General features: G+C 41.0%; 18 protein-coding genes. 7 read left to right on the top strand and 11 right to left on the bottom strand.

The features are described from left to right. The first annotated feature begins 7 nt into the window (after positions 1-7). Both glyA and DRF63_RS01075 read left to right on the top strand, forming a co-directional pair. Complete coding sequence (glyA, locus tag DRF63_RS01080) at positions 8-1,273, top strand: serine hydroxymethyltransferase (RefSeq protein WP_005596003.1); 1,266 nt, start codon at positions 8-10, stop codon at positions 1,271-1,273. Between the two features lie 88 nt (positions 1,274-1,361). Then, positions 1,362-2,695 (top strand): IS3 family transposase gene (locus DRF63_RS01075; RefSeq protein ID WP_108744147.1). Its coding sequence is split into 2 segments (ribosomal slippage): positions 1,362-1,815 and positions 1,815-2,695, totalling 1,335 coding nucleotides; the frame shifts between segments, so codons are not numbered across the junction. Between the two features lie 44 nt (positions 2,696-2,739). Here DRF63_RS01075 and dxs read toward each other — a convergent pair. Then, positions 2,740-4,593, bottom strand: a complete 1,854-nt coding sequence (dxs, locus tag DRF63_RS01070) for a 1-deoxy-D-xylulose-5-phosphate synthase (protein WP_005595991.1) — start codon at positions 4,591-4,593, stop codon at positions 2,740-2,742. Between the two features lie 120 nt (positions 4,594-4,713). After that, positions 4,714-5,526 (bottom strand): inositol-1-monophosphatase, encoded by an 813-nt coding sequence (gene suhB / locus DRF63_RS01065; RefSeq protein ID WP_005595989.1) that lies wholly within the window; start codon positions 5,524-5,526, stop codon positions 4,714-4,716. A gap of 165 nt (positions 5,527-5,691) precedes the next feature. Here suhB and DRF63_RS01060 point away from each other — a divergent pair, with 165 nt between their 5' ends. Then, positions 5,692-6,729 carry a TrmH family RNA methyltransferase gene (locus DRF63_RS01060; RefSeq protein ID WP_005595987.1) on the top strand — a complete coding sequence of 346 codons (1,038 nt, stop codon included), beginning with the start codon at positions 5,692-5,694 and terminating at the stop codon, positions 6,727-6,729. Between the two features lie 58 nt (positions 6,730-6,787). On the opposite strand, the gene DRF63_RS01055 is transcribed toward DRF63_RS01060, so the two are convergent. The 9 genes from DRF63_RS01055 to DRF63_RS01015 all read right to left on the bottom strand — a co-directional run bounded on the left by DRF63_RS01055 (position 6,788) and on the right by DRF63_RS01015 (position 12,898). Then, complete coding sequence (locus DRF63_RS01055) at positions 6,788-7,414, bottom strand: LysE family transporter (RefSeq protein ID WP_005595985.1); 627 nt, start codon at positions 7,412-7,414, stop codon at positions 6,788-6,790. An 8-nt stretch (positions 7,415-7,422) separates the two neighbouring features. Continuing rightward, complete coding sequence (locus tag DRF63_RS01050; RefSeq protein WP_005595983.1) at positions 7,423-7,896, bottom strand: phosphatidylglycerophosphatase A family protein; 474 nt, start codon at positions 7,894-7,896, stop codon at positions 7,423-7,425. Positions 7,897-7,908: 12 nt separating this feature from the next. Next, entirely contained in the window at positions 7,909-8,874 is a 966-nt protein-coding gene (gene thiL, locus DRF63_RS01045) for a thiamine-phosphate kinase (RefSeq protein ID WP_043991719.1), read from the bottom strand. A 64-nt stretch (positions 8,875-8,938) separates the two neighbouring features. After that, positions 8,939-9,352, bottom strand: a complete 414-nt coding sequence (gene nusB, locus DRF63_RS01040) for a transcription antitermination factor NusB (protein WP_005595979.1) — start codon at positions 9,350-9,352, stop codon at positions 8,939-8,941. A gap of 125 nt (positions 9,353-9,477) precedes the next feature. Then, the gene (pilQ, locus tag DRF63_RS01035; RefSeq protein ID WP_043991718.1) at positions 9,478-10,776 is read right to left on the bottom strand and encodes a type IV pilus secretin PilQ; all 1,299 of its coding nucleotides are present in this window, start codon (positions 10,774-10,776) and stop codon (positions 9,478-9,480) included. An 11-nt stretch (positions 10,777-10,787) separates the two neighbouring features. Continuing rightward, the gene (locus tag DRF63_RS01030) at positions 10,788-11,192 is read right to left on the bottom strand and encodes a hypothetical protein (protein ID WP_005595974.1); all 405 of its coding nucleotides are present in this window, start codon (positions 11,190-11,192) and stop codon (positions 10,788-10,790) included. Continuing rightward, entirely contained in the window at positions 11,185-11,616 is a 432-nt protein-coding gene (locus DRF63_RS01025) for a hypothetical protein (protein WP_005595972.1), read from the bottom strand. The genes DRF63_RS01030 and DRF63_RS01025 overlap by 8 nt, the downstream gene beginning before the upstream one ends. Positions 11,617-11,714: 98 nt before the next feature. Next, positions 11,715-12,236, bottom strand: coding sequence for a hypothetical protein (locus DRF63_RS01020; RefSeq protein WP_005595970.1), 522 nt, complete (start codon positions 12,234-12,236; stop codon positions 11,715-11,717). Then, positions 12,218-12,898, bottom strand: a complete 681-nt coding sequence (locus DRF63_RS01015) for a type IV pilus biogenesis protein PilM (RefSeq protein WP_005595967.1) — start codon at positions 12,896-12,898, stop codon at positions 12,218-12,220. The genes DRF63_RS01020 and DRF63_RS01015 overlap by 19 nt, the downstream gene beginning before the upstream one ends. Positions 12,899-13,036: 138 nt before the next feature. Here DRF63_RS01015 and DRF63_RS01010 point away from each other — a divergent pair, with 138 nt between their 5' ends. From DRF63_RS01010 to DRF63_RS00995, 4 genes are all read left to right on the top strand, one after another. Then, complete coding sequence (locus tag DRF63_RS01010) at positions 13,037-15,604, top strand: penicillin-binding protein 1A (protein ID WP_005595965.1); 2,568 nt, start codon at positions 13,037-13,039, stop codon at positions 15,602-15,604. Positions 15,605-15,865: 261 nt separating this feature from the next. After that, a complete protein-coding gene (aroK, locus tag DRF63_RS01005; protein WP_005618763.1) occupies positions 15,866-16,387 on the top strand; it encodes a shikimate kinase AroK in 522 nt (173 codons plus the stop codon). Positions 16,388-16,460: 73 nt separating this feature from the next. Continuing rightward, a complete protein-coding gene (gene aroB / locus DRF63_RS01000; RefSeq protein WP_005595959.1) occupies positions 16,461-17,561 on the top strand; it encodes a 3-dehydroquinate synthase in 1,101 nt (366 codons plus the stop codon). Next, positions 17,554-18,387 carry a Dam family site-specific DNA-(adenine-N6)-methyltransferase gene (locus DRF63_RS00995; RefSeq protein ID WP_005595957.1) on the top strand — a complete coding sequence of 278 codons (834 nt, stop codon included), beginning with the start codon at positions 17,554-17,556 and terminating at the stop codon, positions 18,385-18,387. The genes aroB and DRF63_RS00995 overlap by 8 nt, the downstream gene beginning before the upstream one ends. Positions 18,388-18,403 lie beyond the last annotated feature (16 nt).

Genomic DNA, 18,403 nt, shown 5'->3' with positions numbered 1-18,403 from the left:
CTTCCATATGTTTACAGCAAATATGAACATTCAAGATTACGACCCTATTTTATGGCAGGCGATTGAAAACGAAAATCGCCGTCAAGAAGAACATATTGAGCTGATTGCTTCGGAAAACTATGCAAGCCCTCGAGTGATGCAGGCGCAAGGTTCGCAATTTACTAATAAATATGCCGAAGGTTATCCGGGAAAACGCTATTACGGCGGTTGCGAATATGCGGATATTGTCGAGCAATTAGCGATTGATCGTGCGAAACAGTTATTCGGTGCAGACTATGTAAACGTCCAACCGCATTCAGGCTCACAAGCGAATGCAGCTGTTTACGGCGCATTAATTCAACCGAACGATACCATTTTAGGTATGGACTTAGCACATGGCGGCCATTTAACGCACGGAGCAAAAGTGAGCTTCTCAGGCAAAATTTATAATTCTGTCCTCTACGGCATCACCGCCGAAGGCTTAATTGATTATGAAGATGTACGTCAAAAAGCGTTAGAATGTAAACCGAAAATGATTGTAGCCGGCTTTTCCGCTTATTCTCAAATCGTAGATTGGGCGAAAATGCGTGAAATCGCCGATGAAGTCGGTGCTTATTTATTTGTCGATATGGCACACGTTGCCGGTTTAATTGCGGCAGGCGTTTACCCAAGCCCGCTTCCTTACGCTCACGTTGTAACGACCACAACTCATAAAACTTTAGGCGGTCCGCGCGGCGGTTTAATTCTTTCCGCTTGTGGCGATGAAGAAATTTATAAAAAACTACAATCTTCGGTTTTCCCGGCAAACCAAGGGGGGCCGTTAGTGCATATTATTGCGGCGAAAGCGGTTTGCTTTAAAGAAGCGCTTGAGCCTGAATATAAAATCTATCAACAAAATGTAGTTAAAAACGCGAAAGCAATGGTAGAAGTATTCAAACAACGCGGCTATGAAGTAATTTCAAACGGTACCGAAAACCACTTATTCTTAGTCAGCTTTGTAAAACAAGGCTTAACCGGTAAAGCGGCGGATGCGGCGTTGGGTCAAGCGAATATCACCGTGAATAAAAATTCCGTGCCGAATGATCCGCAAAAACCGTTTATTACTTCCGGTATTCGCATCGGTACGCCTGCCGTTACTCGTCGCGGTTTCAAAGAAGCGGACGTTCAAGCCCTTGCCGGCTGGATGTGCGACGTATTGGACAGCATCGGTAAAGACAATCACGAACAAGTAATTGCGGAAACCAAAGCGAAAGTGCTTGATATTTGCGCTCGCTTGCCGGTATATGCCAAATAAGATTTCTAACAAACACCAAGCCCCGAGCTAATGATCTGCACCCCAAAAGTTGGACTAAACCTCCAACGGATTAAGGTGCAGATTTTTTATGACTAAATATAACTCGCTATTCAAACAACAAGTCATCGAGTTTTATCTTCAAAATGACAAAAACCGTTTATTCACTCAACGACATTTTCAATTATCCAAGAAAACCTTAACTCGATGGATTGCTCAATTTAATCATAACGGAATCAATGGGCTAGCGGTGATAGGTAAGAAGCAAAAATATTCCCCCGAATTCAAATTAACCGTCATACAAGCGGTCAAAAAGGGGCAATTTTCTGCGGAAAGCGCCTCCCTTCATTTTGGCATTGCTAATTCAGGTTCGATTAGCCAATGGTTGCACATCTTTGAAGAACAAGGTATAAACGGCTTATTACCCAAGCCCAAAGGTCGTCCGACAATGAAACCGAAATACCCCAAAATGCCTCCCCCACCTAAAACCGAGGAAGAACGCTTACGTTATCGTATTTTAGAGCTGGAAGCGGAGGTCGCTTACCTAAAAAAGTTGCGGGAGTTCAACCAACAAAAAATGCGGCAAAAGCAGCCATCGTAAAAACGTTGAGAGTGGATTTTCCCTTAGAAATCCTCCTCCCTTTGACTGGTTTAAAACGTAGTACGTTCTTTTATCACTTACCGCCTAAAATCGATAAAAATGCAGTGATTAGGCAGAAAGTGATTGAGATTTATCAAGATAATGATGGCAATTACGGCTATCGTCGTATTACGTTAAAGTTACGTGATTTTTTGGGTGCGATTAACCATAAGCGTATTCAAAGGATAATGCAACAGCTTGATTTAAAAGGGAAATGTAAACAGAGGAAATATCGTTCTTATCAAGGTGAAGTGGGTAAAATTGCCGAGAATGTATTGCAACGGGATTTTCACGCAACGGCGCCAAATGAAAAGCTCGTCACGGATATCACCGAGTTTAAATGTGCGGAAGGTAAGCTCTATTTATCGCCTATTAAGGACTTGTTTAATAGTGAAATTCTTGCTTATGATTTAGCAAGAAGCCCTAACTTTGAGCAAGTGATGCGGATGCTAAAGCAAGCGGTCGCAAAACTGCCTAAGGACGCTAAACCGATTTTACATTCCGACCAAGGCTGGCAATACCGGATGGCAGGCTATCAAGAAATGCTGAGAAAACATCATATTAAACAAAGTATGTCGAGAAAAGCGAATTGCTTGGATAATGGGGCAATGGAAAGTTTTTTTGGGCGATTGAAAACGGAATGTTACTTTGGTAAGCGATTTGAAACTTTCGAACAACTTGAGAAAGTGATTCACGAGTACATTCATTATTACAACAATGAGCGTATTCAAGTGAAATTAAAAGGACTGAGCCCTGTACAATACAGAACTCAGTCCTTAAATTAAACAGTCTAACTTTTGGGGTCAGATCATAAGATGAGCTTTTTTGTTTATTGATTGACTACCGCTTGAATTCTCTGCTCAATGCCTGCCGCATCTAAGCCTAAATCCGCATAGCTTTCCGCTTGGGTCGCTTGTGGCACGAAGAAATCAGGAATACCAAGCATAACAAGCGGTCGAATTTTACCGATTTTTTGTAAATATTCATTTACCGCACTGCCTGCGCCGCCTTGAATCGCGTTTTCTTCCAAAGTCACCAATAATTCATGCGAATCCGCTAATTCCGCTACCAATTGTTCATCAAGCGGTTTTACAAAACGCATATCTGCCAGCGTATAGTTATGTTTTTCCGCCACGATACGCGCTTCATTTAGCAATGGACCAAAATTTAGGATCGCCACTTTTTGCCCTTGCTGAATCAGTTTACCTTTACCGACTTCAAGCGCTTGCATCGGTGCTAACGCCACGCCTTGAGCATTACCTCTCGGATAACGTACCGCTGTCGGCGTATTCATACGATAAGCCGTATAAAGCATTTGACGCATTTCATTTTCGTCCGACGGACACATAATCGTCATATTCGGGATACAGCGCATAAAACTCACGTCAAACGCACCTTGGTGAGTCTGCCCGTCCGCACCGACAATCCCGGCTCGGTCAATCGCAAAGATCACCGGTAAATTTTGAATCGCCACATCGTGAATCAGCTGATCATAAGCACGTTGCAAGAAACTCGAATAAATCGCCACCACCGGCTTATAACCGGCAATCGCCAAACCGGCGCCGAAAGTGACCGCATGCTGTTCGGCAATCGCAACATCAAAGTATTGTTCCGGGAAGCGTTTTGAAAATTCAACCATACCCGAACCTTCGCGCATTGCCGGTGTAATCCCGATTAACTTGCTGTCTTGCTCTGCCATTTCGCATAACCAATTACCGAAAATATCCGAATAGGTCGGAATCGTTTTTGATTTCGGTAATTGTCCGCACGTCGGGTCAAATTTAGGTACGCCGTGATAACCGATCGGATCATTTTCCGCCGGTTCGTAGCCTTTACCTTTTTTGGTACGAATATGTAAGAACTGCGGACCTTTCAACTCACGCATATTGCTTAACGTTTTTACCAACTCGTCAATATTATGACCGTCAATCGGACCGATATAGTTAAAACCAAGCTCTTCAAACAGGGTGCTTTCCGGCGAGATCACCCCTTTCATATGCTCTTCACTTTTCTTCATGAAGTTTTTAATGGTAGGGACTTTATCTAGGACTTTTTTGCTGCCGTCACGCACAGTTGTATAGATTGAACCGGAGAAAATACGTGCTAAGTGATTATTTAACGCACCGACATTCTCGGAAATCGACATTTCGTTATCATTTAAAATAACTAACATATCCGTATGCAACGCACCGGCATGATTCATTGCTTCAAACGCCATACCGGCGGTAATTGCACCGTCGCCGATTACGCATACGGTTTTACGCCCGGCATTCTCTTTTTCCGCCGCGACGGCAATGCCGACACCGGCACTGATTGAAGTAGAAGAATGACCGACACTTAACACATCATAAAGACTTTCTTCACGCCAAGGGAAAGGATGGATACCGTTTTTTTGGCGAATGGTATGCATTTGGTCACGACGACCGGTAAGAATTTTATGCGGATAGGCCTGATGACCGACATCCCAAATCAATTGGTCAAAAGGGGTTTGATAAACATAATGCAAAGCCACCGTAAGTTCCACCACGCCTAAACCGGAGGCTAAATGACCGCTTGTTTGGCTAACCGATTCGAGTAAATAAGCGCGAAGCTCATCCGCCACAGACTGTAATTGCTCTTTTGCAAGCAAACGCAAATCTTCCGGAGAATTGATTTGGCTTAACAGAGGATATTTGTTTTGCATAATGTTTTCTTTTTTAATTTAACCCACGTCCCACACGAATTAACACGGATATTGCAAAATAAGCGGAAAATTCGACCGCTTACTTGCCTTATCCGTGTAATCTATGGTTTAAATTTTAAATTAGTTTTTAAGATCTTCGGTTAATGTCGGTTGAATCGCATTTAGGATTTCTTTTACCACACGAGCCTGACCTGCTACGACATTACCTGATTTTAAGTAGTCCGTACCGCCGACAAAATTCGTCACGATTGCACCCGCTTCACGCACAATTAAATCACCCGCCGCACAATCCCACGGTTTTAAACCGATTTCAAAGTAACCGTCCACACGATTTGCCGCAACATAAGCCAAATCAAGTGCCGCGGAACCGGTACGACGGAAATCCGCCACGCCGTTATTCATTAAGCCTTCGAGCATATTTAAATGCGCCGGACGATGTTTAGCCGCTTTGAAAGGAAAACCGGTTGCAAGTACGGTACCGTTTAAATCGCGACGTTCCGTTTCTACACGTAAGCGGAATTCGTTAAGTTTTGCACCTTCGCCGCGTACGGCGGTGAAAAGTTCGTTACGAATTGGATCGTAAACCACTCCCACCGTGGTACGACCGTTTTCACGCACTGCGATAGATACTGCAAAATGAGGCAAACGTTTTACGAAGTTAGTTGTACCGTCTAATGGATCAATCACCCATTGCACATTTTCGTTTTCGCCTGCCAAAATACCTGACTCTTCGCCGACAATCGCATGATCAGGATAAGATTTACGGATTACTTCGATAATCGCCGCTTCCGCCGCTTTATCAATTGCCGTTACGTAATCGTTTGTACCTTTTTGAGCCACTTCGATTTCACTCGCGGCTTGCTCATAGCCTTTCGCAATAATATTGCCTGCTTTTCGTGCAGCACGAATAGCAATGTTTAACATTGGGTTCATAATTCCACCGGATTTTAAAGAACATAAAAAGACAACCGATTATAAAGAAACTCGATAAATAAAGAAATAACAAGCGGTCCGATTCGCAAAATTTTTTGCAAAAAGTGATATTTTACTAGGCGAATAAACTATAATAGCCCGAAATTTTCCCTAAGGAACAATAGTATGAAACCAAAATTTAATGAAAATAAACCTCGCTTTCAAACCGTTGAAGAGCGCCGAGATAACAAATTCCAAACAAAATCAAACCGATTCGAAGATAAACCTCGTTTTGATAAACCGAAATTCGGCGGCGACAAAGCATGCTTTGATCGTAAAGATCACCAAGAGGCTCGTGAAGCGATTTACCCGACAATCGGTAAAAAAGCCGCTGGCGAAGGCAACGTACAAATTAGCGTAAAGGGCGGCAATAACACAATGAAAGAGAAAAAAACCGGCCCGCTTTCTCCTCGCGCACCGGAGAAAATTAAGAAAAATCGTGCGGAAGAAATGAAAGTGTACGGCGAAAACGCTTGTATTGCATTGTTTAAACAAAGACCGGATGCGATTGTTCGCTTATGGGCAACCGTAGAAGGCGCGAAAAAGTTAGGCGATATGCTTAGCTACCTAGCCGAACACAAAAAAGCTTATCATGTGGTAGATCGTGCCGAAATGGAACGTGTCACCGGCACGGAACACCACGGTGATGTCTGTTTATTAGTCAAAAAAGCTGTGCCGTTCTCATTAGAAGGCTATTTACAAGTACCGCGTAAACGTGATTGTTTAGTCTTACTGGATGCGGTAAACAATGCACAAAACGTAGGCGGTATTATTCGCACTTGTGCTTTCTATGGCGTAAACGGTGTGATTGTCGAAAGTGCCGATACGCTTAATTCAAGCGCTGCGGCACGTGTTGCCGAAGGCGGTTTAGAATTTGTTCGCCCGCTCGAAACGAAAAATAAACAAATCGCACTAACGCAATTACGTAATGCCGGCTATCAAGTCGTCCATTTAACTCGAAATAAACAAGCTGCGCCACTGGCAAAAACCAAATTAGCTGCAAAAACAGTATTCGTATTAAGTGAAATTCCGGCACAAGACATTGAATATCCGGAAGATACCACCGTACAGCTTTCTTTTGAAAACCCGTTAAACAGCGGCTTAAATGTGGCGGTAAGCACAGGTATCCTACTTAACCAATGGTATCAAGCGAATATCATCTAATCTCGAAACTAAAACAGGCTTACGCAAAAACGTAAGCCTGTTTTACTTTAGATCTTTGTTAGCTTATTAGCCCTTTTATTCCGTCAAAAATTAAAATCATCCCGAATAAAATAAAAATCACACCGGCAACATTATCAATATAGCGGCTATATTTTGTATAAAATTCTTGTATCGGTCGGCGAGAAAACAGCAATGCCACTAATATAAAATAAATTAGCGTTGAAAATACAAACAAAAATAATAAAAGAAATAGATCAGAAGTTTGAGTAAATTGAGCAAGGAATGCTGAAACAACACTTGTAAAATAAACACCAGCCTTTGCATTAAAGATATTGATCAATAAGCCTTTTTTAATTTCAGTCACATTATCTAGTACTCTAAGATTCGTTGGCTCATTCGTGAATGTTGCATTTTTTGTAACCCTTACCATAAGTGAACCGATATAAGATAAATAGATGCCGCCAATCACCATAATTAAAAATTGGAACACTGTACCAATCGTATTACTCAACCAAGCCAAACCGAAAATGGCAAAACTCGCCCAAAAAATAATCCCTAATGAAATCCCGATTGCCGCTAAAATGCCCGCTTTAGTTGAATGACTTGCGGATTGGCGTACTACATAAAAAAAATCCGGACCGGGGCTGGCTAAGCCTGCTAGATGAACCAACAGAATGGTAAGCATATACTCTCCTAAATTAACCAATAAATGAAATGTAAAGCAATTAGCGCATAAATTGCGGCAAGAATATCGTCAAACATAATACCTAAACCGGTTTCTAATTTTTCATCAAAATAACGAATCGGATAAGGTTTTAAGACATCAAAAAAACGGAAACAAATAAATGTTAGTGTATAAGCTAACCCATTATATTCAGGCAAAAATGCAAACATCAGAAAGATTGCCACAATTTCATCCCACACGATACGGCCGTCATCATGCACGTTTAAATCACGACTGGTTTTTTCGCAAATATGGCAGCCGGCAATAAAGCTCACAAGAGTTAAACCGATAAAAAACAGAGAACTCTCGGTCAAATTCCACAATAAAACGGCAATCAAAACACCGGCAAGCGAACCCCAAGTTCCCGGAGCCGGCTTTAATAAACCGGAGCCGAAACCGCAAGCGAATAAATGAATCGGATTTTTTAAGTTAAAATTTTTCATCGTTATTTTTTATTATGACTTGAAATGATCAAAACCGGATTGAGTTGGTAACGGAACCTGTTTGCCATTTTGGCGTAAAATCAGACCGCTTGCTGCCGGCGTAATCCTACCGATACAGCTCACCTTAATCCCTTGAGAACGTAAAATTCGCTCCATTTCCGACCGCTTGTCATCCGATACCGTAAAACATAATTCATAATCTTCGCCACCGGTCAAAGCAAAATGAAGCGCTTCTTTCTCACTATATTTAGTCGTTAAATGCGTAGAAAGCGGTATATTATCCAATTCGATTTCGGCACCAACTTGACTGCGTTCCAAAATATGAACTAAATCCGCTAATAAACCGTCAGAAATGTCGATCGCACAACAGGAAAACGCTCGTAGAGCAAGCCCCAATTCGACTCTTGGTGTAGGTCGTAAATGGCGTTGTACCAAATAGCGGTCGGATTCATCCGAAATTTTGCAATTATCCAACAATAGCGATAAACCTGCCGCACTATCGCCAAGACTGCCGGACACAAAAATCCAGTCACCGACTTGCGCTTGATGTCGAAACAATCCCTGATCTTGCGGTAAAATACCTTGTGCGGTAAGCGTTAGCGAAAGCGGCCCACCGGTAGTATCACCACCGATCAAATCCACATGATAACGATCTAACACAGCAAATAGACTTTGGCTAAATTCGGCAAGCCACTGATGATCAACTTTCGGTAAAGTTAAAGCTAAAGAAACCCATGCAGGAGCAGCTCCCATTGCAGCCAAATCACTCAAATTGACCGCTAAAGTTTTATAGGCTAGATCCGCAGCGGAAATAGACGGAAGAAAATGGGTTCCCGATACCAATGTATCGGTAGTAACGGCTAAACGCTCATTCGGTTTTAAGGTGGTGACTGCACAATCATCTCCTACGGATAAATCTACATCCGAACGTAAATTCTTACGTTTAAAATATTGTGCAATAACTTCAAATTCCATCATTTTTCCTCCGTAACAGCACAAAAAAAGAAGGCAAACCTACGCTCACCTTCTTTTTATCCATAAATTATTTACGACCTAAAGCCGGTGCTAATTTATCTAAAATACCGTTGATATACTTATGGCTATCGTCCGAACCGAATACTTTCGCCACTTCAATACCTTCATTGATGACCACCTTATAAGGTACATCAAGTTCATATTTTAATTCGTATGCCGAAAGACGTAAGATGGTCCGTTCAATCGGATCCACCTCATCTTCCGCACGGTCTAAAAACGGACGAAGATCATTATCAATCGCTTCTACATATAAAACCGTACCGCGTAATAATTTACGGAAATAAGGCAAATCAACACCGTTCATATCTTGGTCCGTGACAAATGATAATTCGACTTCTTCTACACTGTTTTGCGAAACATACCAAGAATAAAGAGCCTGAACCGCACACTCTCTGGCACGGCGACGTGGAGAAACTTTCATAAAACCTCTGAGTTTATTATAAAGAGCAAAATGGCGGTATTTTAATCAACCGCCACATAAAAATTCGTATGCAATTACTAAATAACTTATTACAATTTAAAGGAGAGATTTTAGCACAAGTTATTCTATTTTGGCGCTAATTTCTGTGAAGAATGTGAGGAAATTTGCGGTTGTCCGTTTTTAACAATGTAAGGCGTCACAAAAATCACTAGTTCACGCTTACTAATTTTATCACTAGAATGGCTAAATAACTTTTTAAGTACCGGAATCGAACCTAAAATCGGCACTCTGTCCTCACCTTTTGCGGTTAAATGCTGAAAAATACCGCCTAGCACAATCGTTTCGCCATGCTGAGCAAATACTTGCGTATTCAGTTCCTGCTTATCAATCGTCACTAAGCCTTGTAGGGTTGAACCGGTCGAATTAGGTGAGTTTTGGGTGACTACCAAATCGAGCAAAATTTGCTTATCGTTTGAAATATGCGGCGTCACTTGTAAACCTAAAACCGCTTCTTTAAATTCGATATTTTTCACTTCGTCTTTACGGCTATACAGCACATAAGGAACTTCCGTTCCTTGCTTAATGCTTGCCGGCTTCTTATTGGTGGTTAATAAACGAGGGCTGGCGATAATCTCAACATTATTTTCTTGTTCCAAAGCGGTAAGTTCCAAATCAAGCACTCGCCCATTAATTTTCGCCACTTGTAGTGCAATAGAAGCGGCATTATTTACCGGAAAATTTACGTTTAAACGATTAGTATTCGGTAATCCGTTCGCTTCAAGCGAACCGGCAATTTTATGGTGTCCGTTTGTAGGAGCAAATATCCCCCAACGCACACCTAATTCTTGTAAATTCTCACTGCTTATCGTGACAATTCTGGCTTCAATTGCAATCTGTTCGGTCGGTTTATCTAAGTTTCTGATTAATTGCACGATATTTTTCATCGATTCCGGACTGTCTTTAATAATCAAACTGTTACTACGATCATCAAAATGCAAATAGCCGTTTTCCGATAAAAAATGGCCGCTTCCTTTAGTTAAAGATTCAATCACTTCCGCCGCCTTCGCATAATCTAATTTTATTGTCTTAGTGATCAATTTAGGTTTCAATAAATCAGAATTTACGCCTATTGCCGTAGCCGCTTTCTCATCTTTTTTATGCCCGATAAAATAGATCTGTTTTTCGTATGCACTCGTGAGTTTATTCGCCCGAGTAATACTTTTTAATACGCTGTCAAAATCACTATTTTCAATTCTTAATGTAGTATTTGTCTCAATATTGTCGCTTAACACGATATTTTTACCGTATTCTTCGGCTAAATAACTTAAAATTTCCGCAGTCGGCGCATTTTTCAGCGAGAGAGAAAAAGTATTTGCCATAACCGGCGTTAATATAAACAGGAGCAACCAAATCATTTTTCGCATTCTTGTTCCACCTATAATTTTAAGATAACCGGGGTCGGAGACTCACAATTTTTCTCTGTTTGCCAATTAATATAACGAATAGATTTTAAATCAATGTCTATAATCTGGATTAATTCATCTGCCAGCCAATCATTCACTTGTAAATCAAACAGTTGCTTTTGAGCATCCATCAAAATCGCTTTATATTTATCCTCTTTTTTCAACACGCCGATAAATTTTAACTGCGTGAGTTTCGCGGGCAAGTAACGGGAAATTTGTGGTAATGAGATATTACAAGCGGTCAAATTTTCCGTATTCATTGCAATTTCCGTATCTGCTGAAAACGTTGGGTTTTCTCTCGCTAATTTCTCACCGTAAAACGGATCGGCAACACTTATTGATGAGAATATAAATAAGATCCAAATATATTTACTCATTTTTATCCTCCGTTACGATAACATTCGCCTTTAACTGTAATTGTTTATCTTGTTTTAATTTAATCAAATGAATAGTTTTAAACTTTAACAAACTATTTTCGGATAGTATTCTAATTAATTTAAATATATTCGACACTTGATGAGTGACTGAAAAATAAATTGATTTTTCCTGTTCCAGTTCCCATTGCAGCTGTTCCGGTTTTACTTGATTATCTGTAAAGATAATTTGTAGTTGCTGATTAAGCAGGCTAACGTATTGTTCTTTCTCCGCCAACTGTTGATGATATTGTGAAACGCTTTGATAAAGCCTATATTCTTGTTCGACTTCTTCCGTTAATCGTTGTCGGTTAAGTAATAACTCTTGGTGAGAATAAGACTCGTATAAATATCGATATAACGGATAACTGATTATTAAAATAAACATAATTAAGCAAACGGTTTTAAAATAAGTTTGTATAAAAGATAAAACACGAAACAAATAATTATTAGGTAATAAATAAAGTCTATTAAGTGACAACATCATTATTCTCGTAACATAATATTAAAAACAAATTCGATTTCTTGTTGTTCATTCAGTTGAAAACTGACTAAGGAATATTTAAATGTCTTTTGCTCGGATAAATATTTTTCTAATCGTTCAAATTGATCGGAATTGATTAAAACCCCGACTATCTTCATAATTGGCATATCATCATATTCAAAAATAGCTTCTTCTACCCCGCCTTGCGGTAACGGCAAACTTTGTAACAGATTTAAAAATGCGCCGACTTGGCTCTTAGTAAAGGTTTGAACGGTATCTCGTATCGGTGAACTTCGATATTGCTCCAACTTTCTATGCAAATTATCCCGCTCCGTTTTCAATTGCTGATTTTGTTTTGCAAGCGGCCTGTTTTGTTGATTTATTTGTAAAGCGGCTAATTGCAAATGGACGGCAAGACCTATCGCAACGCTCACGATTAAAACTAAACAACAAAATTGTTTATAGATCTTACTTTTCCATTGTCTTACTCGAAAATCGGTTAAATTTATTCCTCGCCATTCCATAAACTCGCCCCTAATGAGGTTAAATATAAAACAGGATCCGTTATCGAATCCGGTAATTCCAGCTGCTTTAAATGGCAATTTGCTTGTGTAAGATCCGTATTAAATTCAACGCCTTTAGGCGTCAATTTAAAAGTTTTATTTTCTAACGCATAAATTCTGTCTTGTTGCGCCGATTCCGAACTTGATAAATAGTTGAAACCGCGAACAAAGCAATAAAGCTCACAATCAAGAATCGTATTCGGTTGAATGAAAAGGGAGTCAGCATAATTTTTACGTAATGCATAAATAATTACTCGAACTAAATTGTCATTCGGTAGAGGAAAGCATTGGTAATCGAAATAAACTTCTTCAATTGCAAGCGGTAATTCTTGGCGCAAAACTTGTAAAATCTGTCGATAAATCATGGCTTGATCATAATTAATCGGTAAGAACAGATATTTTCGCCAAATATATTGAAAAGGAACGGATCGAATAAAAACAGGATTTTTAAGACATTCAACCGCTTGCGGTAAAGTAAAGCGATTGTCATCCGTTTTGAGTTGCCAATAAGTTTCCCTTTGCTCCTGATATTCAAAGGAAAAGCATCGATAAGCCTGATTTTCACTGATTCCAATCGAATAATTTTTAGATTCTTTTTTGAACGATTCGGCGAATTTTTTCACAATTTTAATTCCTTAAATCAACTTTATTCGATTTTTAAGCGGTTTTTTTAACATTTTTGGCTTATACTTATATTTTTAATGTAACTATATCTTGGCAATAACTTTTATTTCCGTCATTTACCAGAAGAGAATTTTTCGATGAAGATCGCAAAAATAATATTAAGTGCCTTACTTTCACTTATTATTTTAGGTGGCATCGCCGCCGGCTTAGCTTATATACATATCAGAGACAGTTTGCCGAATGTGTCTAGCTTAAAAACGGTTGAGTTGCAGCAGCCGATGCAGATCTTTACTGCAGACGGCAAATTAATCGGTGAAGTCGGCGAACAACGTCGTATCCCAGTGAAATTAGCCGAAATTCCGCAAACACTGATTGATGCGGTAATTGCGACCGAAGACGTGCGCTTTTATGACCATAAAGGTATTGATCCGAAAGGGATCGTTCGAGCGATTTGGCGTTCCAGTCAAGGCGATACCCAAGGTGCAAGTACCATTACCCAACAGTTGGCTCGTAACTTTTTCTTAACGCCGGAACGTAATTTGGAACGTAAGCTCAAAGAAGCGATTCTTGCGCTTGAAATCGAGAAAGTACTAACGAAAGACGAAATTCTTGAGCTTTACCTCAATAAAATTTATCTAGGTTATCGTTCACACGGCGTTGCCGCCGCAGCCAAAACCTATTTTGGTAAGAACCTCGATCAACTGACTTTAGGTGAAATGGCGATTATTGCCGGCTTACCGAAAGCACCATCGACCATGAACCCGCTTTATTCGGTAAAACGTGCTGAAGCGCGCCGTAATGTGGTATTGGGTCGAATGTTAGAAGTCGGTAAAATTACTCAACAGCAATATGATCAAGCGAAAGCGGAAACGGTAAAAGCGACGTTTTACGGTACCGCTTTGGAATTCCGAGCCGATTACGTTACCGAAATGGTTCGCCAAGAAATGGTTAAACGTTACGGTGAGGACGTGGCATATAATAAAGGTTTTAAAGTGTATGCGACCGTGCTTTCAACCGACCAAAAAGCGGCGCAAGACGCATTAAGCGAGAACTTGATTAATTATGATCGCCGTCACGGTTGGCGCGGGGCCGAAAAACTTTGGAGCGGTAAAGAGGCTTGGGACGACGAGAAAATTATCGACCATCTAAGTAAATTGCCGAATTCCGATCCGTTTATCGGTGCGGCTGTTATGGCGGTCGGAAAAAACGGCTATACCATTATGTTACCTAACGGCGATAAAGAGGAATTACAAAAATCGAACGCCGTATTCGGCAAACAAATCAAGCTCAACGTAGGCGAACAAATTTGGGTTCGTAAACATAAAAACGGTAAAGATTGGCAACTCGGTCAGATTCCTGAAGTGAATTCGGCATTAGTTTCGTTAAACAGCGATAACGGTGCGATTGAAGCGATTGTCGGCGGTTTTAGTTTTGAACAAAGTCGTTTTAATCGAGCGACACAATCGCTCGTGCAAGTCGGTTCATCGATTAAACCGTTTATTTATGCGGCGGCTATGAATAAAGGTTTAAGTCTTTCCACGACACTAAGCGACTCGCCGATTACCATTACTAAAAAAGGACAAAAACCGTGGACGCCTAAAAATGCGGATAATCGTTATGAAGGCCCGTTACGCTTACGTGTCGCACTCGGTAAGTCTAAAAATATGATTGCCATTCGCACATTACAGATGGCGGGTGTAGATTACGTTGCGGAATATCTTGAACGTTTCGGTTTCAATCGAGATCAATTTGTAGCGACCGAAGCGCTCGCTTTAGGCGCAGCTTCATTTACTCCGCTGGAAATGGCAAGAGGTTATGCCGTGTTTGATAACGGCGGTTACTTAATCGAACCTTATATTATTGAACGTATTTTAGATAATCAGGGTAACGAATTATTTAAAGCGAATCCGGCGATTGCTTGTATGGATTGTAATATCGGCGTTAAATATCCTGAACCGACCTATTTCGACGGCGTGAAGATTCATGATGAAACGCAATTACAAGGAAACTCGGAAATCTCGGAAAATGATGAAAGTAACGATACTTCGGCAGAGAATGACGATGAGCTCGAAATTAAACCGGCGGTAAAATCCGATGCGCCGAGTTTAATGACCGAAGCGGCACAAAACGGTACGGAAACCCGTTATGCGCCGCGCGTTATCAGCGGCGAACTCGCCTTCCTGATGCGTAGCGCATTAAACAGTGCGATTTACGGCGAACCGGGACAAGCGTGGAACGGAACCAGTAAAGCGCTTGCAAATGAATTTAAACGTAAAGATATCGGCGGAAAAACCGGTACGACCAATAATTCGAAAGTCACTTGGTATGCCGGTTTCGGTGCGAATATCGTGACCACGGTCTATGTCGGCTTCGACGATAATAAACGTGATTTGGGTAAAGGCGAAGCGGGAGCCAGAACCGCAATGCCGGCTTGGATTAAATATATGAAAGTGGCGTTAGCGGATAAAAAAGAAAGAACGCCGGTAATGCCACCGAATATTATCGAAACTAAAATCGATAGCGTAAGCGGTTTCCTCGGTAATAACTTAACCGAATACTTTATTAAAGGAACCGAACCGACGAAAAAATATATCGTAGAAAAAGCCTATAAATTACCTCAAGAGGCGAAACCGCATTTAGAACAACGACTGGGCTTACCGCCGAAAGAATTATTAAATTCACCGGGTAGCTTCGAGTTATTCTAAAAAATAATTTATGAAATATTTTAGGGATTATCTCCCTATGAGGTTGAATCGGGTATGGTTTCTTGCGATAATCATACCCAATTATTTTGGGCAATTTGTGGTATTTCTTATACTAAACATAATCGAAAAAACATTTGCAAAATTTTTCGTAAAACAGACCGCTTGCCGTTGCTAAAAACACGAAGCAATTGAGCATTAGCGGTCGTTTTTTTCCACAAATTGAATTTGTCACATAATATTGAAATAAAAGAAGAACAAACGATGGCAGAAAAACGTAATATTTTCCTTATAGGTCCTATGGGTGCGGGTAAAAGCACCATTGGTCGTCAGCTCGCTCAAATGCTAGGAATGGAATTTATTGATTCTGACGCAGTAATTGAAGAACGTGCCGGTGCAGATATCGATTGGATTTTTGACCTTGAAGGTGAAACCGGTTTTCGTAAGCGTGAAGAACGTATTATTAACGAGCTTACGCAAAACCAAGGTGTTGTATTATCAACCGGCGGCGGTTCGGTGTTATCCAAAGAAAATCGCAACGTCTTGTCCGCTCGCGGTATCGTTATCTACCTTGAAACTACGGTGGATAAACAATTCGAGAGAACGCAACGCGATAAAAAACGTCCGTTGCTGCAAACGGAGAATCCTCGTGAAACGCTGGAAGCACTGGCAAAAGTACGCAATCCGCTCTATGAAGAAATTGCGGACATTACGCTACAAACCGATGAGCAAAGCGCTAAACTGGTTGCGACACACATCATTGAACTGATTGATAATCTTCAATAAGTTACCCGGGATTAAACGCCCCTATAAATATAATTCGCACATCATTAAATGTGTCGAGATGAGGAAGTAAAATATGTTGCAAGTCAATGTCGAATTAAAAGAGCGTCGTTATCCGATAACCATCGGAGCGGGTTTACTCGGTGATCCGAACAGCTATTCTTCGCTGAAAGCGGGAGATAAGGTGATGATTGTTTCAAATCCTACCGTCGCCGCACATTATCTTGCAACAGTAACAAATACGCTTAACGGATTAGGTTGTAGTGTTGATTCCGTACTCATTCCTGACGGAGAAAAATATAAGACCTTAGATTCGCTCAATATGATTTTTACCGCATTATTGGAAAAAAATCATAACAGAGACACCACGCTTATCGCTTTAGGCGGCGGTGTGATCGGCGATGTTGCGGGTTATGCGGCGGCATCTTATCAACGCGGTATTCGTTTTATCCAAATCCCAACGACATTACTGGCTCAGGTCGATTCGTCGGTCGGCGGCAAAACGGCGGTTAATCATCCGCTCGGCAAAAATATGATCGGAGCGTTCTATCAGCCGATTTCTGTGATTATTGATACGAATACCTTACAAACCCTTCCTAAACGAGAAGTGAGTGCGGGACTTGCCGAAGTCATTAAGTACGGTGCGATCTTTGATATTCATTTCTTTGAATGGTTGGAAAGTAATATCCATCATTTAGTCGCATTAAAACAAAATGAATTGGAATACTGTATTCAACGTTGTTGCCAGTTAAAAGCCGATGTGGTGGCGCGTGACGAAACGGAAAAGGGTGACCGAGCCTTACTCAACTTAGGGCATACGTTCGGTCATGCGATTGAAGCTCATCTCGGATACGGAAATTGGTTACACGGTGAAGCCGTTTCGGTAGGGATGTTGGAGGCGGCGGAATTATCCCGCATCTTAGGCGATTTATCCGCTCAAGATGTTTCTCGTCTGGAAAGATTACTGGCACAAGCCGTACTGCCGACAATATCGCCGGACGGAATGGAACCTAGCGAATATTTGCCTTATATGTGGCGCGATAAAAAAGTACTGGGCGGTCAATTACGTCTTGTCTTGTTAAAATCACTGGGGAAAGCCTACGTTACGGCACAAGCGTCGGAGCAACAAGTCTTGTCTGCGATTGAAAGATTTACACAACGTGAGTTTCATGAGTAATAAAAGAGCCTTTCTCAAGTGGGCGGGAGGAAAATACCGCTTAACGACCGAAATTCGTAAACATTTGCCCCCTAAGTCTGCTCAGGGGGCTTGTTTCGTTGAACCTTTCGTTGGAGCCGGTTCCGTCTTTTTAAATACGGATTACGAACGTTATCTACTTGCGGACATTAACCCCGATTTAATTAATTTATTCAATATCATCAAACATGATGTCGAACATTATATTAAAGAAACCAAAACGCTTTTTTTAGCTTCCGAAGCGAATACCGCCTCTTTTTATTACGCTCGCCGCCAAGAATTTAATCGTTCGTCCGATAAGTTCAGGCGCTCGGTACTGTTTCTTTATTTGAATCGTTTCGGCTTTAACGGCTTATGCCGCTATAACCAAAAACATGAATATAACGTACCGTTCGGAGCTTATAAAACGCACTATTTTCCTGAAAACGAATTACGTTTTTTCGCTGAAAAAGCGCAAAAAGCCGAATTTATCTGTGCCGATTTTGAACAGGTTTTTGCCCGCTTGTATCAAGCTCCCGACAATTATATTGTTTATTGCGATCCGCCGTACGCCCCCTTGCAACAAGATACTAATTTTACTCACTATGCCGGCGGCGGGTTCAGCCTCGTGCAGCAGGAAAAATTAGCTCAGCTCGCAAGACAGGCGCAGACAAATAATATTCCCGTATTGATTTCAAACCATGACACGGCGTTTACCCGACAAATCTACCATGGTGCAAAAATCAAAAAAATTAAAGTTCAACGTTCTATCGGGCAGCGAGCCGATTCTCGTATTAAAGTAGATGAACTGCTTGCACTCTTCTTATAATTTGCAAAAATTTCTT

It is taken from the genome of Actinobacillus pleuropneumoniae (assembly GCF_003290385.1).
In the GTDB taxonomy this organism is placed as follows: Bacteria; Pseudomonadota; Gammaproteobacteria; order Enterobacterales; family Pasteurellaceae; genus Actinobacillus; species Actinobacillus lignieresii.
This window is presented reverse-complemented; position numbering and strand designations above follow the sequence as displayed.

Bases quoted from the DNA above. Each gene is read 5' to 3' on its own strand.
- aroB (WP_005595959.1), top strand. From the start codon at position 16,461: ATGTTGCAAGTCAATGTCGAATTAAAAGAGCGTCGTTATCCGATAACC.
- DRF63_RS01055 (WP_005595985.1), bottom strand. From the start codon at position 7,414: ATGCTTACCATTCTGTTGGTTCATCTAGCAGGCTTAGCCAGCCCCGGT.
- suhB (WP_005595989.1), bottom strand. From the start codon at position 5,526: ATGAACCCAATGTTAAACATTGCTATTCGTGCTGCACGAAAAGCAGGC.
- DRF63_RS01020 (WP_005595970.1), bottom strand. From the start codon at position 12,236: ATGGAATGGCGAGGAATAAATTTAACCGATTTTCGAGTAAGACAATGG.
- aroK (WP_005618763.1), top strand. From the start codon at position 15,866: ATGGCAGAAAAACGTAATATTTTCCTTATAGGTCCTATGGGTGCGGGT.
- DRF63_RS01010 (WP_005595965.1), top strand. From the start codon at position 13,037: ATGAAGATCGCAAAAATAATATTAAGTGCCTTACTTTCACTTATTATT.
- glyA (WP_005596003.1), top strand. From the start codon at position 8: ATGTTTACAGCAAATATGAACATTCAAGATTACGACCCTATTTTATGG.
- DRF63_RS01025 (WP_005595972.1), bottom strand. From the start codon at position 11,616: ATGTTTATTTTAATAATCAGTTATCCGTTATATCGATATTTATACGAG.
- DRF63_RS01030 (WP_005595974.1), bottom strand. From the start codon at position 11,192: ATGAGTAAATATATTTGGATCTTATTTATATTCTCATCAATAAGTGTT.
- DRF63_RS01060 (WP_005595987.1), top strand. From the start codon at position 5,692: ATGAAACCAAAATTTAATGAAAATAAACCTCGCTTTCAAACCGTTGAA.
- nusB (WP_005595979.1), bottom strand. From the start codon at position 9,352: ATGAAAGTTTCTCCACGTCGCCGTGCCAGAGAGTGTGCGGTTCAGGCT.
- DRF63_RS00995 (WP_005595957.1), top strand. From the start codon at position 17,554: ATGAGTAATAAAAGAGCCTTTCTCAAGTGGGCGGGAGGAAAATACCGC.
- pilQ (WP_043991718.1), bottom strand. From the start codon at position 10,776: ATGCGAAAAATGATTTGGTTGCTCCTGTTTATATTAACGCCGGTTATG.
- thiL (WP_043991719.1), bottom strand. From the start codon at position 8,874: ATGATGGAATTTGAAGTTATTGCACAATATTTTAAACGTAAGAATTTA.
- DRF63_RS01050 (WP_005595983.1), bottom strand. From the start codon at position 7,896: ATGAAAAATTTTAACTTAAAAAATCCGATTCATTTATTCGCTTGCGGT.
- dxs (WP_005595991.1), bottom strand. From the start codon at position 4,593: ATGCAAAACAAATATCCTCTGTTAAGCCAAATCAATTCTCCGGAAGAT.